Origin of the sequence: Gordonia sp. (in: high G+C Gram-positive bacteria), assembly GCF_049647785.1 — a bacterium.
GTDB lineage: Bacteria > Actinomycetota > Actinomycetes > Mycobacteriales > Mycobacteriaceae > Gordonia.
In genome coordinates this window covers 1-16636 of sequence record NZ_JBARYI010000003.1, presented here as the reverse complement: position 1 = coordinate 16636, position 16636 = coordinate 1, and the positions used below count along the sequence as shown (strand labels likewise).

General features: G+C 65.7%; 11 protein-coding genes. 1 reads left to right on the top strand and 10 read right to left on the bottom strand.

Going from position 1 to position 16636, the window contains the following annotated elements; genetic code table 11:
- Positions 1–74 precede the first annotated feature (74 nt).
- The 8 genes from WBA38_RS00270 to WBA38_RS00235 all read right to left on the bottom strand — a co-directional run bounded on the left by WBA38_RS00270 (position 75) and on the right by WBA38_RS00235 (position 12766).
- Positions 75–806, bottom strand: coding sequence for a hypothetical protein (locus WBA38_RS00270; protein WP_424321785.1), 732 nt, complete (start codon positions 804–806; stop codon positions 75–77).
- Between the two features lie 63 nt (positions 807–869).
- Positions 870–3956: an SDR family NAD(P)-dependent oxidoreductase gene (locus tag WBA38_RS00265; protein ID WP_424321784.1), complete on the bottom strand. Its 3087-nt coding sequence runs from the start codon at positions 3954–3956 to the stop codon at positions 870–872.
- Entirely contained in the window at positions 3949–5253 is a 1305-nt protein-coding gene (locus tag WBA38_RS00260; RefSeq protein ID WP_424321783.1) for a polyketide synthase, read from the bottom strand. The genes WBA38_RS00265 and WBA38_RS00260 overlap by 8 nt, the downstream gene beginning before the upstream one ends.
- Complete coding sequence (locus WBA38_RS00255) at positions 5250–6002, bottom strand: thioesterase II family protein (protein WP_424296960.1); 753 nt, start codon at positions 6000–6002, stop codon at positions 5250–5252. The genes WBA38_RS00260 and WBA38_RS00255 overlap by 4 nt, the downstream gene beginning before the upstream one ends.
- On the bottom strand, positions 6002–6640 hold the full coding sequence (locus WBA38_RS00250) for a GNAT family N-acetyltransferase (protein WP_424296962.1): 639 nt from the start codon (positions 6638–6640) through the stop codon (positions 6002–6004). The genes WBA38_RS00255 and WBA38_RS00250 overlap by 1 nt, the downstream gene beginning before the upstream one ends.
- Positions 6637–7917 carry a SidA/IucD/PvdA family monooxygenase gene (locus WBA38_RS00245; RefSeq protein WP_424296964.1) on the bottom strand — a complete coding sequence of 427 codons (1281 nt, stop codon included), beginning with the start codon at positions 7915–7917 and terminating at the stop codon, positions 6637–6639. Before WBA38_RS00245 ends, WBA38_RS00250 begins: the two co-directional genes overlap by 4 nt.
- On the bottom strand, positions 7914–11435 hold the full coding sequence (locus WBA38_RS00240; protein WP_424321782.1) for an amino acid adenylation domain-containing protein: 3522 nt from the start codon (positions 11433–11435) through the stop codon (positions 7914–7916). The genes WBA38_RS00245 and WBA38_RS00240 overlap by 4 nt, the downstream gene beginning before the upstream one ends.
- Positions 11432–12766, bottom strand: a complete 1335-nt coding sequence (locus tag WBA38_RS00235; RefSeq protein ID WP_424296968.1) for a salicylate synthase — start codon at positions 12764–12766, stop codon at positions 11432–11434. Before WBA38_RS00235 ends, WBA38_RS00240 begins: the two co-directional genes overlap by 4 nt.
- A gap of 106 nt (positions 12767–12872) precedes the next feature.
- On the opposite strand from WBA38_RS00235, the gene WBA38_RS00230 reads away from it, so the two are divergent.
- Positions 12873–14510, top strand: a complete 1638-nt coding sequence (locus WBA38_RS00230) for a (2,3-dihydroxybenzoyl)adenylate synthase (RefSeq protein ID WP_424321781.1) — start codon at positions 12873–12875, stop codon at positions 14508–14510.
- Here WBA38_RS00230 and WBA38_RS00225 read toward each other — a convergent pair.
- Entirely contained in the window at positions 14485–15075 is a 591-nt protein-coding gene (locus tag WBA38_RS00225) for a TetR/AcrR family transcriptional regulator (protein WP_424296971.1), read from the bottom strand. The two genes, WBA38_RS00230 and WBA38_RS00225, sit on opposite strands and share 26 nt — an antisense overlap.
- Before the next feature lie 105 nt (positions 15076–15180).
- A complete protein-coding gene (locus tag WBA38_RS00220) occupies positions 15181–16551 on the bottom strand; it encodes an ATP-binding protein (protein WP_424296972.1) in 1371 nt (456 codons plus the stop codon).
- Between the last annotated feature and the right edge of the window lie 85 nt (positions 16552–16636).

The window sequence follows — 16636 nt, the reverse complement described above, 5'->3', positions numbered from 1 at the left end:
ATTCCCGCACTACGTCAGACATAGTGCGGGAATCGACGCATCATGCGAGAACGGGAGGAGCGGAGCGACGACGACTAGAGATTGCAGGGAATGGAGGCGTAGGAGCCGAGGTCGCAGACGGAGGCGTTGGTGAGCTTCCAACGGCCGTCTTGCCACACCCACTTGAGGGTCATGTAAGTCGGGTCGTAGCCGGGAGACGCGAGCTTCATGCGCGCCGACGCCGTATTGCCGTTCACGGTAACCGGGTCGACGATCCGGTACGTCAGACCCATCGCCTTGAACCGTTTAGCGAGACCAAGAATGCCCTGCGCCTGATTCACCGCGCGAGACCCACCCTCAAGCCGCTGCGCCTTCTGTGCGCCCGAGGCACCCGAACCGAGAAAATCCAGATCCGCCTGCAACTGCGCAGCGGTCGGCGTAGTGGGGCCACTCGCCTGCGCGGCAGTCGGCTGCGCGGCAGTGGTGGCCTCAGGGACCGGCGCGGGGGCCGGGACATCGGCCGGAACCTCCGCAACCGGAGCAGGTGCCACATCCGACGACGGCGCTGCCGCGGGTGCCGCGGGCGCACCCGGCGCTTGCTGCTGCGCCCCCAGATTCACGACAGTCGCTGGCGCCTCCGCCACGGCCGCCTTGGTAGTCACACCGCTAACCATGAGCCCGGCCATACCGATCGCCAGCACAATCGCCGAAATCATCGCGGCAATACCCGCGGACATCATCACCGTCGGCCAGTTGACCTTCGAGCCGGATTCGTTGGCCGCAGCCTTCGATTGTTCCTCGACCACGTATCGCTCGTCCTCATACATGCGGCAATTCAACCAAACATAAGGAAGGTAAGTCTAGCCTTAGTAAGGTTGCCCTGGTCACGGTCATGCGACGTCCAGAATTTCGACGACATCGGCCAAGCTCGCGCCGCCGAGGATTGCTTCCACCGGCAGGTCGCGTGATAGCCGGCCCTGGACGCGTTTGCGGAAGTCCAACGCCTGCAAGGAATCCACCCCCAACGCCACCAACGGGGTCGTCAGGTCAATATCACTCGCCGCCAGCCCCATCGCCACGGCTAGCTCCTCAACCAGGCCTGCGGTCAAATCCTCCGACGGGACATCTGAAGACGGAATGCCCGCCAGCGGGATGTCAGTCGACAGCGTCATCGGAATCGCTTCAGCGGCAACACTCTCCGGGGATGGCTCAGGCTGGCCAACTTCGGGCACCGACACCCGCAGGTCCGGAACTTCGGCGATCAACGACGACATTCCCAGCACCGAGAGCAGATCCCGCAGATCCGGCCAGGTGGCGGCAAGAACCTGCGCATCCTCGGTGACGCGGAGTCCAACGTCAAGGGCGGCAGTCGGCGCCATCGGCACCACCCCCGTTGAGGTGACCCGCTCCACGCCGTCAGCGTCGAGTGGCCCTTGCACCGCCCACAGGCCCCACCCGATCGCGACGGCGTCGATCCCGTTGGCTCGGAGGTGCGCCGCCTCAACTTCCAAGAGTCGGTTGGCCGCGGCATACAGCGCTTGGTCGCGTCCGCCGATCGTCGCCGCCAGCGACGAGCAGATCAGCACCCGCCCACCGCCATCTTTCCCAAATCCGTTCAGTGCCGCCATGATTCGCGACAGCCCATCAACTTTCGCGCCGAAAGCTCGGGCCACATCGGCCGGGGTGAACGACGTCAGCGGTCCGGCCACGTAGTCGAGTGCGGCGTGCACCAGCAGATCTACCTTGCCAAGGTCACCGACGGCCGCGACCACAGACGTCTCGTCGGTGAGGTCGCAGCGCCGCAGGTCGACGACGACGCCGAATCGATGAGCAATCCGCCGCGCCGTTCGCCGCGCCTCCTTGTTGCCACCAGACCGGCTGAGCAGGATGATACGCCGGGCACCGTCGTGCGCGATCCGCTCGGCCATCGCCAATCCGACCCGACCGGTACCGCCGGTGATGACGGCGTGCGTCACCGCTGGCACCTGTTGATCCGAAACATCAACTGGGACAAGTCGTTTGACCAACGTCGCACCGTCACGAAGCACCACGGCCGACTCCCCACCGACGTGGATCGCCGACAAAATGTCGTCTGCCGATGCCCCGCCGATGGGCAGATCGAGCTGAGCGATACGCAATCCTGGCCGTTCGGCCGCCAAGCACCGAAGCCCAGCCATCACGGCCGCATGCCCGGCATCGGCAATCTCCGTCGGCGCCACCGTTTCGGCGCCGGTCGTCGCAACCCACAGCATCGCCGGGAGTTCGACGAGGTCGAGTTCGGTGAGGACGTCGCTCAGCAAGCCGACGCCCCGCCCGACAGGAAGCAACAGGAGCGCGGCATCGGCTCCCGCGCCGGATCCCTGCCACGCGCGAGCTCCGTGATCCGGGGCGCGCAGACAGATCTCCTCGGCCGCACGATGATCAGCATCGTCCATCGTCAGGAGTGCAATCTTTTGGGGTGCAACGAGCTTACGACTGGCCGGACGCTCCCACGCCGTTCGCAATGCGCGCACGTCATGGTCCACCCGCGGTGATGCCCAACCGGGCTGGTTCGCTGCATCGTCGATCCCGTCGATGAACGGTGCCCAGTGGTGGACGCGGCGCATCGGCGAGTTGGGAAATCCCTCGAGTGGGAGCGCGCGGGCCGGTGACGCACCGGAGTCCTCGGTGGCCCATGCGGTCCAGTGAAACCGTTGATCGCTGACGGCCACGGTCAGCACGTTTCGGGTGAAGAGTTCCAGGTCGGTGCATTCTCGACGGCGCGTTGCGATGATCTCGGTGTTCGGGTGATCGGCGAGGGTTTCCGACATTGCCAATACCAGCGTCGGATGCTCGGCAATCTCAATGAATCGGTCGGCACCGGAGTCGACGGCGGTGGTGACGGCGCGGTCGAATCGCACTCGATTGCGCAGGTTCCAGAACCAGTAGTCGCGGATCGGCATCGTCTCGGCGATGGCCTCACCCAAGGTGGCACCGACGCACGGGATCTTGGCCGGGCCGAACAGTTCGCCCAGCCCGTACCGGTCAAAGTTGGGTGCCAGTTCATCGCGGAACTTACTGACAATGCTGGTGTGTGCGGGATAGGCGACGCGAATCTCCTTGGCGAACTTGCCTTCTGCCGTCAACGTCTCCACCAGCGAGACGACGGCATCGCGTTCACCCGACACGCACAGGATGTGCGCGGAGTTCACCACCGACAGTTCCATCCACCCGGAGTTTCGCGCCAGGAGGGCCTCGGCCTCGTCGATATCAATACCGAGGACGGCCATCGTGTAGCCACGCGGGGCCACCGCATCGACAGCCCGCGCACGCACCGTGACCACGACTAACCCGTCGCGGAGGGTGGCGATTCCACTGCGTACCGCGGCGGCGATCTCGCCCTGCGAGTGTCCGACGGTCATCTCCGGGCGCACGCCGGCGTCGTCCCACATGGCGGTGAGACCCAACATGTGCATGAATAGCGCCGGTTGCACCACGCGCACGTCGTCGGTTTGAGTGGTGCCGCGGCGACCCAAAACGTAGTCGATTGGCGAGGTACCGAACAGCGCCATGGACTCGGCATGGCATTCGTCGACGGCCGCGCGATAGGCCGCCGAGTGCGCATAGTCGACGGCACCCATTCCGGGGCGCTGGCCACCCTGGCCGGGGTAGACGTAGGCAAACCTGTGCGACGACGCGGTGCCCCGAACCACGCACGGGTACGACCGTCCGTCGGTCAGGGCGTCGAGTGCTTCCAAAAGTTCCGTGCGATCGGACACCGCAGCGATCGCCCGATGACGACGCACCGGTCGGGCATCGAGGAGGTAGTCGGCGACGCGCTGAGCGTCGAGGCCCGGATTCGCGCGCAGGAAGGTGGCGATTGCGGCGGCGAAACGCCCCACGCCCGCTTCTGCATCGGCGGAGATGACGACGGGGATACGACCGTCGGGCAGCACATACTTGTGTGCAGAATGGTGGTTCACGGTGGGCTCAGGCACGGTTGGCCTCCGGCATGTCGACGATCAGGTGGGTGTTGGTTCCGGAGACACCAAAACTGGAGACGGCCGCCAGTCGGTGACCGTGGCGCGCGGGCCACTCCTGTGTTACTGACGGGATGCGCAATCCAGCTGTGTCCCAGTCGATGTCGGTGGTGGGTTCGTCGGCGAACCGACTGGCGACGATCTGTCCGTTGCGTCCGCACTGCAGCACTTTGATGAGGCCGAGGACGCCCGACGCGGCCTGGGCGTGCCCCGCGTTCGACTTCACCGACCCGACCGCGGCCGGAGTCGCCGCACCGCTGGCCGCGCCGTAGGTGGCGGCGAGGGCTTCCAGTTCTAACGCATCCCCGAGGGTTCCGGTCCCGTGCCCTTCAATCAGGTCAACGTCGGCGGCGTTGACCCGTGAGATCCGCAAGGTGGCTTCGATGACCTGACGCTGCGCTTGCGCGCTCGGCACCACGATCGGGGCACCCGCTCCGTTGTGATTGACCCGCGATCCGGCGATGGCACCGTAGATGCGGTGCCCGGCGGCGCGCGCTGTGGCCGCCGTTTCGAGGATCACCGCACCCGCACCTTCGCCCCACGCGGTGCCGTCGGCTTTCGCCGAATACGACCGGCAGCGTCCATCTGCGGCGAGTGCATTGTTTCGGGAGAACTCGAAGAACGCCCCGGGTGAACCCATCACGCACACACCACCGGCGATCGCGCTGTCGCATTCACCCGCGCGGATGGCGGCGGCAGCCTGGTGGATGGCCGTCAGTGAGGAGGCGCATGCGGTGTCGATCGTCATCGATGGACCGGCGATGCCGAGGGTGTGCGAGATGCGGCCGGATACCGATCCCATTGCGGCACCGGCGATCCGGTGCCCCGAGTAGCTGTTGACGCTTGCCGCCCGGGGCCCATACTCCATTGCCGATGCCCCGAAGTAGACGCCCATCTCGGCGCCGGTGAGGCTGTCGGGCCGTACCCCGGCGTTTTCCAAGGCCCGCCACGCCACACGCATCGCGACTCGCTGCTGCGGATCCATTGCCATCGCCTCGCGGGGGCTCAGTCCAAAGAACTGCGGGTCGAATTCCGCGGCCCCGTCCAGGAAACCGCCAGCGTCGGGGACCGCGCCCCACCCGGGGAGCGCTCCCAGCGCCAGGATCTGGTCGATGGGCCAGTCACGATCACGGGGCAGCGGCCCGATCAGGTCAGCACCGGCGGCGAGAGCGTCGAAGAAGTCCTCGGGTGTCTCAATCCCACCCGGTGCTTCCACGCCCATCCCGACGATAACGATGGCATCGTCCGGGATCACCGCGCTGCCCCGGCCAGGAGAAGGTCGACCAACGTTTCGGGATGCTCGTTGAGATAGAAGTGCCCGCCGTCGACGATCCGGACATCGACATCGTCGGCATGGCGGGTCCACGAATGCAGCCGAAACGGTGCGATCACCGGGTCGTCGGCGCCGCCAATCACCTGGATCGGCACCGACACCCGAGCATCAGTGGGACAGTCGTAGGCGTCGAACGCCCGGTAGTCGGCGCGTAGCGCGGGCAACGCCATCCGCATAACGGCATCGTTGGACATCACTTGGCCCCCGGTGCCCTGTAGCCCCGACAGATGCGCCAGAAGTTCCTCATCGGAATCGGGGTGTTTAGGCAGATCCGCCACTTGGCTGGGTGCTGTCGCGGCCGAAACCACCAACCGCGCCGGCGGCCCTCCGGCGGACTCAAGCAGCCTGGTGAATTCGAAAGCGACGATGGCGCCCATGCTGTGACCAAACACCACCGTTGGGCGGCCAGCGAGGTTGTCGTCGGCGGCCACCGACGCAAAGGCCTCGGCGGCGAGTTCGGTCAGCGAGGTGGCTGCGGCTTCGCGGGCACGGTCTTGCCTGCCCGGGTACTGCATTACCCGGACCTCGTACTGTGCCGAAAGTTGTTGCGACAGTTCCCGGTACGAAGACGCTCCGCCACCGGCGTGGGGAAACACGAGCAGAAGTGGCGAGTTCTCGTGAACCGGTTTGTGGAAGGCGCGGAGAGCGGGGGCGGTGCGGGCTTGTGTCATCAGTCAACGTCCAAACTCGTGGGGGCGGTCAGGGTGGGTGCAACGGGGCGGTCCAGCAGGTGCAGCGCAACGCGACGGTCCGGGCGGACTTGAAACTCTCCGACGTCGCTCCACCCACGCTTCGTGAGGGCACGCCGGATGGGGGCATTCGACGACGCCGGTTCCGCGACGATGCGACGGCAAGCGGGGTCTGCCGCAAGCAGCGCGTCGGCCAGCTCGCGCAGCATCCCGGAAATCAGGCCGCGGCCGAGGAGCGCACGATCGGCAGTCGCGATGTGAAAGCCGAGGTCGTGTGGGTCCACCGGGTAGAGCCTGGCGATCTCGTCGCGTGCCACCCGATAGATCTCCAGGTATCCGACGTCCACACCGTTGCGGGCAAAGATCACCGGGCGCGAATAGTCACCCGACAGCCGATAGCGGGCATCGGCGCTCCAGCGTTCGCTGGACCATTCCTGCTCCCAAGTACTCGCCAGGTGTTCGCGCGCGAACCATTCCTGCAGCATGGCCGCATCGGCGTCCGGATCTACCGGGCGCAGGGCAAACTCCCCCGCTGCGGTCGGCACCGGCGGTGGTCCAGCCGCCCGCACGTCGTCATCAACGCCGATGATTTCCCGGGCGATTCGGTAGTCGTTGGTCATCGGCCCAACCCACTTCGGGTAGCCGCGCGGTCGACGGCACTTCTCAGCACCCGGTTCGAGAGTTCGCCCAAGCAACTGAGATTGGGGAAGCCGGGGCCTTGCGCAAAGCCCGCGAGATTCGGAAGATACAGCGGTTGGCTCAGGCCGGTGACGGCGAGGTCGTGCCCGATCGCCGCTTCCACAACCCCCAGCTCCGGCCGATTGCCGAGCGCCAGTTCAAGCTCGTCGAGCGTCTCGTCGTCGAACAGATCGAGGAACCACAACGGGCGGCCACCTGTCGCGTCGACGACCAGATCGAAGGAGTGATCGGTCGCCATGGCTCCCGGGTTGTCGAGCGTCAGGGTCACCGAATCGCCCACCCGTCTCGCGCCGGTAACGCGGCCCCGCAGGTGGTGGATGCGGTCGTCAGTCAGCAGGTTCTCTTGGACGCTGACGGAGAACACTCCGCGGTCGGTCCGGCGAATCACGTCGCGCCGCTCCGTTGCGGGCAGCGCCGACCAACCGGTGGGGTCGGAAAACACCGAGTTCTCGAAATAGCTTTCGCCGCGCGTATAGATGGTCGGTGCCGGTGAGATCACCGAGATCGACATCATCTCGTGGCGCACCAATTCGTCGAGGGCCGACGCCGCCGTCTCCCCGCCGCCGACCACCGCGGCGCGTGACGCCACCGGAATATCTTTGCGTGAGATGGCATTCCAAAACTTCGACACCGAGTAGACGCGCGGATCGTCGAGGAGCGGCTCATCACTCGACCCCGGGCCGGTCACCAGGAGTCCGTCGCCGCTGACCGTTTCGACAGCGCCATCCGCGGTCACATAGTCGAGTCGCCAGCCGTCGTCTTCCAGATGCACTCGGTTTACCGTTCCGAGGCGCAAGTCCGTCCCCGACCGCCTAGCCACCCAATCGAGGTAGCGCGCCCAAACGTGATGGTGCGGGTTTGGGCGGCCGCGGTCGACCCATTCGGTGTACGTCTGATGCGCCACCAGGAACGCCATCCAACTGAACTCGAGCATTCCCGCGTTAATCTCCGCGGCGTGCATGCGATGCGGTGCGCCGCGATACGGGAATCCGACGTCTTTCTCCGGACTGGTTCCCAGCCGATGCCGACCGTCCGTCCAGCCGCCCATCGGCAACCAGTTGCCGCCGACCCCGTACCGGTCGACGATCACCACGCGCGGTGCGGGCAAGCCAAGATCGGCGAGGACCTTGGCTTTCGCTGCCACAGCAAGTGATTTCGGGCCCGCGCCGATGCACAGGAGGGTGGTGGTTTGGCTCATTGGGCAATCAACTCTTCGTCATCCATGGCGGCGATCTCCAGATAGAAGCCCGCGATTTGTTCCAGTCGGCCGGGCACCTGATCGGTCTCGGCGAGCCGGGTTGCCAGCTGCGCGATACTTCGGGCCGCAAAAATATCGGCGACCCCCGCTTGCGGCGCGTCGAGCAGGTCGCGGACGCGAGCAATCACCGTCGTGGCCAGCACGGAGTCGCCGCCGGCCGCAAAAAAGTCGTCGTCGACGCCAAGCCGCTGACCGTGCATCACATCGGAGACAATGGCCAGGAGCGCCCGTTCCAGATCGGTGGCGGGTTCGCGGCTGGTACTCACTGAGCCGCTCGCAGCACCGAGGAGTGCGGTGAGCGCGACTCGATCAAACTTGCCGTTGCCGGTCAGCGGGAGCTCGTCGCGCACGTCCAACACCGCGGGCACCATGTACGACGGCAGATGATTCGCGAGCTGCGCCAGCACGTCGTCGCCTTCCAGCGTCACGCCCGGCTCCGGTGTCACCGCCGACGCCAGAACAGCCGGGCCGTCGCCGGTCAGGAGGATGGCGACCGCGTGACGTACGCCGGGCAGGCTCCGCAGCACACCTTCGATCTCGCCGAGTTCCACCCGGTAGCCGCGGATCTTGACCTGATTGTCGGCGCGACCAACAAACTCAACGGTGCCGTCGGGCCAGTAGCGAGCGAGGTCGCCGGTGCGGTACCAGCGGCTACCGGCGTATTCGACAAACCGTTCCGCCGTGCGTTGCGGCTCGTTGCGGTAGCCGCAAGCCACCCCGTCACCGCCGACCCACAGCTCGCCGGTCACCCAATCGGGGCAGTCGGTGCCGAGTTCGCTAACTACGCGGCACACCACATTGTTCAGCGGCGTACCGAACGGCACCGCCGTCCAATCGGCGGGCGGCTGCGAGGTTTCGCAGACCGTGCCGTGAATGGCGATCTCGGTGGCACCGCCGAGGCCCGCGAACCGGGTACTCGGCGAAAGTGCAGCCAGGCGCACCGGTAGGTCGACGCCCACCCAGTCGCCGCCAATGAGGACCGCCCGCAGGCTGTTCCCCAGATCTTTGGTGGTGGTCTCAGCATCGGTCAGTAACATATCGAGTGCGCTCGGGACGCAGGTCAGGATGCTGGCCCCGTGCGCGACGAGTTGCTGCCGCCACGCCGCCGGATCTTTCGCGTCGTCGGCACCGATGGCGATGACCGCACCGCCCGCACTGTAGAGGCCGAAGATGTCGTAGACGGAGATATCGAATTCCAAAGCTGCGACAGTGATTGACCGGTCCGCCGGGCCAACAGCAAAGCGGCCGTTGATGTCGTCGATGGTGTTCATGGCCGCACGATGCGGTACCTCGACCCCCTTCGGGGTGCCCGTGGATCCGGAGGTAAACAGCACGTAGGCAACGTCTTCCGGATCGGGCAGGTGTGGTCCCGACAGTGGTGGCGCCGTCAGCGCATCGGATAGTTCCACAACCGGCAGGTCGAGCGTGTCCGCCGCGACAGCGTCGTCGGTCAGCAGTACCCGCGCTTCGCCAGTTCGCAGAATGGCGGCTCGACGCGAAGTGGGTTGGTCGTAGGAGACGGGCACCCACACCGCACCGGCGGCGTACACACCGAGTGTCGCGATCACCTGCCGATAGCCCTTGCGGAGCGCAACGCCAACGGCGTCGCCCGGCCGCACCCCGACCGCACGGAGGCCCGAGGCCACCGCCAGGGCTTGCTGCGCGAGTTGACCGTAGGTGAGTTCAGAGCTGCCAGATTCACTGTCATCAGCCCAGATCAGCGCGGAGCGCCCCGGGTCGGTGGCCGCGACGTCGAAGAATCCCTGGTGCAGCACTCGACCACTGGCCGGCGCATTCGTTGCGTTAACGGCGCCGCGGACCGTCCGCTGGTCAACGGGCAATTGCGGGAGTGCCTCCGCCAGCCAACCGGCTTCGCCCGGAGCGGCCAGCCGATCGAGAGCCGCAGCAAAGTGCGCGAACATCGCCTCGACCACCCCATCCGGGAACTGGTCGATCCGCACGTCCCAGTTCACCAGGAGACCGCCGCCGAACTCGGTGACCTGGGCATCGAGTAGGACCTGTGGGCCTTGCGAGACCAGATGCACCGGTTTGCCGAAACGACCGAGAACCTCGTCGGCAAACAGTTCGCCAAGACCCAGCGCACTGGTGAAAACCACTGGGGCCAAGATTGTTTCGCCGCGACGACGGCTGAGGTCGCGAAGCACATCCAGAGCACCGTAGGCGCTGTGGGCACCGGCCTCGTGCATGCGACGCTGCAGATCGCGAGCAAGATCAACAACGCAGTCGCGGCCGGGCTCGGTCAGGACGGTGAGATCGACGTCGACCAGAATTGACGAACTGAAGTCGCCCGACACCAACTCGATTTCCGGGTGCATCGGTGCGCGATTGAAGAGCGGAACGTTCAGCAGAAAACGTGGGCTGGCCGACCACGCGCCAACACTGGCGGCATAGACGGCACCGACAACCGCTGCTGGCGTCAGACTGCGGGCGCGGGCTGCGGCGAACAGGGTGTCGCGGGCCTCACCGCTGAGCCAGTGATTCATCCGAAGCACCTGCGGCCGAGCGTGCGCGCTCTGACCCGCTGGACGCGACGGGAGTTCCGGTCCGCCGGGAAGGTCGTCGAGCCGCTCGGCCCACCATTGCCGATCGGCATCGCGCGCCGAATCTGGATGTTGCGCACGGTCTTTCAGGTAGTCCCGATAGGAAACGGCGATCGGAGCGGGAGTTCTGCCGTCGTAGAGGGCGACGAGATCGCTCAGCAGCATCCGATAGCTCATGGCGTCCGCCGCGAGCATGTCGATGTCGAAGTGCAGCCGATGCTGGCCGCCGGGGAGCAAGGTCAGGGTGAGATCAAAGACCTCGCCGCTCGCGACGTCGAGCACCTGGTGACTTTTGCCGGATCGGCGATCCGCGAGCAGCGTGGCCAACTCATCGGCGGCTGCACCGCGTTGATCGTCAACCACCAGTGCCGGGCGACGCAGGCTCGGATCGATGATCTGCCTACCGTCTGCGGTGAAGCGAGCGCGCAGCATGTGATGGCGTTGAGCCAGTGTCTCGGCGGCCGCAGCGAGGCGCTCAGCATCCAGGTTCGCACCATCGAACTCCACGTACAGGTGCGCGGCCACCCCGCCAAGTTCCGTGCTGCCGGTTCGACCAACCCAGTACGCGTGCTGCATCGGGGCGAGCGGGAAATCGTCTCCCTGCCAGTCGGTTTCGTCCCAGGTGATGGGCGCGGGTGCGTCGGGAGTGCTTGTCGGCGCCAGGAGCGCGGCCCACGCGGCGACCGTCGGGGTAGCTGCCAGATCGGCGAAGCTGATGTCGTGCCCGCGCTTGCGCCACCCACCGGCGAGCCGCATCATTCGGATGGAATCGAGCCCGACGCCGATCAGATCGTCGGCATCGTCGATCGTCGCGGCGTCGATCCCGAGAAGCGCCGCGATATCGTCACGGATCGCTTTGGGGTTGATTGCTTCGGGTTTGATTGCTGTTGGATTCATCGAGCGGCCCGCACGACAAACGGGGCCACACTGGCGAGCTTCTCACAGGTTTCTTCAAACTCCCGGTCGGGGCGCGACTGCCCCACGATGCCAGCGCCAGCGCGAATCCAGGCGCGGTCGCCCTCGGCGAAGATGCTCCGCAGGGCGAGGGCAGCCTCTAGAGCGCCACCGGAATCGGCCATCAGGACCGCACCGGAATAGAGTTCGCGACGCTGCGGCTCCAATCGATAGATCGCTTCCAACGCAGGCGCTTTCGGAATCCCGGACGCTGTGATTGACGGAAATAGCACGCCGAGCGCGCGCCACGGCCCCGCTTCCGGATCCAACCGTCCGGACACCGTGGAAGCGAGATGCTGAACGCTACCGCGTTCACGGACCACCATGAACTCGTCGACGGCGGTGGTCCCCGGGAGCGCCACCGACTCGATCTCCGTGAAGCATGCACGTACCGACATGGCGTGCTCGGCGATCTCCTTCTCGTCCGACAGCAGATCCTCGCGGGCCGCCAAGTCGATATCCGGTGACCGCCCAAAGGCTCGAGTACCCGCCAGCGGTTCGGTCACAACTGTCCCGAAACCGTCTGCCGCCACCACCAGTTCGGGGCTAAAGCCCGCCGCCGCCAAACCCCCGAGTCGCAGCAGGTACGACCGCGCCGGGTTGTTTCCCGCGCGGCCGCGGACATAAGTCGCCGGGATGTCGACGTCGTAGTCGATATCGACGGCGCGCGAGAGAATCACCTTCTGGTAGCGGCCGTCGTTGATTTCCCGGACCGCGGTCGCGACGCGCCCGCGGTAATTGTCATGATCGACGGTCACATTGATCTCGTCCCCGCTGCCGGGCACCATCGGGTGTTCGGCCAACTCCCGCAGGCGAGCGAGTGTTTCTTCGTCGGCATTTTCCATGCCGATGCCCGCTTCATCAATGAAGGCTTCAAGCCCCGGAACAATAAATTGAGCGAGAACCACGTCGTCGGGAACGTGATCTAACAGTCCGTGATGCGGTGCGCAGTAGTCGAATCCGACCCAACCGTAGAGCCGCCAGTTCGGCTGGCTCAATCCGGCGAAAGCTTCTCGAAGGGCATCGGCGGGTTGGCCCTGCCAGCCGAAGTCGAGATGCTGGCCGTCGTGCTGGTCGACGATCACCCGATTCTTCGTGAGGACGATTCGGGCCTGCGGGCGAGCGGCAAAAACCCAACGCCCGTCACGTTCGTAGACGACATAATCACCGAACTCTCCCGACGCCGCCCAGGTGCCGCAGACTGCCGCGGCATGGGCGGCGAAGTCGTCATTCGGGTGGGTGTCCACTGCTTCGGAAGCTGGTGCCAGCGCCATTCGTATGTCCCATCATCGACTGCTAAGAAATTAGGTGAGGCTAATCTACATCAGGCCACCGGAGTAGGTTAGGCTGCCCTAGCCTCACCTAGTCAAGGACTCGCGTATGACCTCCACCCCCAACACCCTCGCCACCGGCTTCGTCGCACACCGCACAGAACTCGCCGACTGCTACCGAGAAGCAAAGCTTTTCGCAGGCCAGCCACTCTGGCAGCCACTCGCCGACCAAACCGCCACCACGCCCGACGCCCCCGCCGTCACAGACGCCGCCACCGGCACCACACTCACCTACGCCGAACTACTCCACGCAGCCGACAGTCGTGCCGCCGGATTCATCGCGGCCGGACTCGCGACCGGCGATCGGATTGTGCTGCAGCTCAACAACTCTGCCGAGTTCGCCATCACCTTCTACGGCTTGCTGCGCGCCGGGCTGGTCCCGGTAATGACCTTGCCCGCCCACCGCATCAGCGAGATCTCGCACCTTGCCGTCGGGTCGGGAGCCCGCGGCTACGTGTGCGACGCCGTCGCCGACGGGTACGACTACCGAATCTTGGCCAGCGAACTCCGCAAGCAAGTACCCGCCATCCACCACGTTTTCGTCGCCGGGGAGGCTGGCGAATTTGCGACACTCCCCGAATCCGAACTTCCGTGGACGCCGCCGATCATCGACCCCGACTTGCCCGCCCTATTCCTCGTTTCCGGCGGCACCACCGGGCTACCGAAACTGATCCCGCGAACCCACAACGACTACGCGTTCAACGCGGCAAGCTCCGCAGACATCGCCCACCTCACCGCCGACGACGTCTACCTGGCGGCGCTGCCCGCCGCCCACAACTTTCCGCTGTGCTGCCCGGGACTACTCGGCACCGTCGCCGTCGGCGGACACACCGTCTTCACCGGCAACCCCAGTCCAGAGTCCGCGTTCGACGCAATCGAAAAGTATCGCGTCACCGTCACGGCACTGGTTCCGGCATTGGCCCAACTCTGGTGTGCGGCAACCGAATGGGAGCCCGCAAACATTTCGACCCTGCGACTGCTGCAAGTCGGCGGGTCCAAGTTGGCCGAACCCAACGCCGCCGCAATCGACGCCGCAATGGGCCCCGTGGTGCAGCAGGTATTCGGCATGGCCGAGGGGCTCATTTGCTACACCCGCATCGACGATCCGCGTGAACTCGTCCACGCCAGCCAAGGATCACCGATGAGCCCCCACGACGAGATTCGGGTCGTCGACACCGACGGACACGAAGTCCCCGCAGGCACCGAAGGTGAACTCCTGGTCCGCGGCCCCTACACGTTGCGCGGCTACTACCGGGCACCCGAACACAACGCCCGAGCCTTCACCCCCGACGGTTTCTACCGGTCCGGCGACCTCGTCCGCCAAACCCGGTCCGGACACCTCGCGGTGACCGGCCGGATCAAAGACACCATCGTGCGCGCCGGAGAAAACGTCGCCGCCGACGACGTCGAAGAACACCTCCTGGCACACCCGGCGATCGCACACACCGCGGTGGTCGGACTAGCTGACGATGCCCTCGGCGAGCTGATCTGCGCGGTCGTCGTGCCTGTGCGCGAAGCTGCGGCCCCGACGTTGCGGGAAGTTCGAGCCTTCCTCACCGCACGGGGCCTCGCCGCTTTCAAACTCCCCGACCAGATCCATGCGGCCACATCGCTGCCGGTGACGTCGGTTGGCAAGATCGACAAGGCCGTGCTGCGCGGGTCTATTCGCTCGCAGGTTGGGCCCTGACACTCAGCACCGGCTTGCTCGCATTGTCCTCGCCCCCGAGCTGCTCCCACATCGAGTCGACCAGTGGCTGCAGAAAGAGTTCGCCCACCTGTCGGACCATCAGCGCGACCGTCTGCTCGGCAACGCTGCTGCGGGTAGACGCGATGCCAGCTTCGCGAAGGCCCACGACCTCCGTGCGTGACAGTTCCGTAAGGCGAGCAAGCATGGTTCCACCGCCGGAGGCTGGCTCCAACAAAACCCGGCGCATGTAGTTCACCACCGAGGGATGGTCGGCCAGCATTTGTCGCACAGCTTCGTCACGGGCTGCGGCGATCTCGCCCGGGGTGCCCTCGGCTGCGGCCGAGGCAATGGCCGCCTTGTGATAGTCGATGATCAGCTGCTCCACGGCGCTGCGCAGGCCATCTTTGGTGGTGAAGTGATGCTGCACCAGGCTCACCGTTACCCCTGCCGCAGCTGCGACGGCCCGCATCGAAGCGCCATCCTCGCCCCGCTCGGCATACAAGTCGAGTGCGGCGTTCCGAATCTTGGCCTTGGCCGTGAGATCAGCGTTGCGCGGATCGTCCATGGTTCTCTCCAACCTCCCGGAAAGCACTCTATCGATCCCCGACGCCCGCAACGTCGTCAACGCGTCGGCTTCGGCGTCGGCCAACCTCACCGACAATCACGTCACTTACTCCCCCAACGGCAACGAAAATCCGATCCTCGCTCCGCCCGCCTCGGCGTCAGCGACGATCATGGTGCCGTCGTGGGCGCGAACAATCTCGGAAACAATCGCCAAGCCCAACCCGGCACCGCCGACGGTGCGGGTACGCGCGGAATCGAGGCGGACGAAGCGCTGCAAGATACGGTCTTTGTCGTCGTCGGAGACGCCGGGGCCGTCGTCGGACACCGTGATCTGGACATGCTCGTCGTCGGTGGCCATGTCGATGGAAATGTGGCTGGCCGCATGGCGCATCGCATTGTCGGTGAGGTTGCGGAGGGCGCGGCCGAGCTTCTCACCGTCGCCGTCCACCTGGATTGGCAGAATGGTGGCGCTGATCTGAAAGTCGCTGAGGGCGGTGAGCCGCCGAACTTCGGACTCCACCAGGTCGTCGAGGTCCACAGAGCCGAACCGCAACGCTACGCCGCTCTCGTCGGCGCGTGCCAGGAGCAGCATGTCGGCCACCATGTATTGCAGGCGACGCGCCTCCGGTGCCATCACGTCGCGGGCCGTCTCCCGGTCAATGCCTTCACCTTTCAGTTCGGCGAGATCGAACAGGCCGACGAGCGTCGTCAGCGGGCTATTGAGTTCGTGAGAGGCATCACCGACAAACCGCAGTTCGCGGCTGCGGGCCTCCTCGAGGCGGTCGAGCATCTGGTTCATCGTGACAGCCAAAGTGCCGATCTCGTCTCGGGTCGCGGGCACGGGCACCCGCTGGTTGAGGTCGCCGACGGAAATCTCGTCGACCTGGCGTCGAATGGCTTCGACGGGTTCCAGCGCGCGGCCAACAAAGTAGTAGGTCAGAACCCCGATCAATACCACTATCAGCGGGAACGTCAGGCCGCACAGCAGCGCGATGACCGCGATCAGCCAGTGCAGCGGCTTCTCTGACGTCCCGACGACGACCGTCACCTTCCCGTGGTCGGGGGAGATGACGCCGACAAAGCTGGCCCGGAATTCGGGGGCGTCGGCGGCGGGGGTGACGTCGTCGTTGACGGTTTCCGAGCCGGGGGCCAGCGACGGTCCGAGAGGTTTTGTGCTCCCGTGGAAGGTGGAGATGAGGAGTGTGCCCGCGGGGTCGTAGATCTGGATGATGTCGACGTACTGGTTCAGGTTGAGCAGCGCTTTGTCGAGGCCGTCGACGCCATCGAGGGCAACTTCGGTCGCGATTTCGTTGGCACGCGTCGACGTCGCCTGATCCGCCGCGCCGTACAGCAGGTTCCGCGCGACGAGAACCATCACGCCCCCAGCGACCAGCAGCGCCACCAACACCAGTGCTGTAGCGATCAACGTCAGCCGCATCCGCACCGGCCCAATCAGGCGCTGCACCCTAGAAACCATAAGTCGACGGTAGTTGAGCGCGGGTCTCGCCCACCGCCCGAACCCGTTCTCGCATGATGCGTCGATTCCCGCACTATGTCTGACA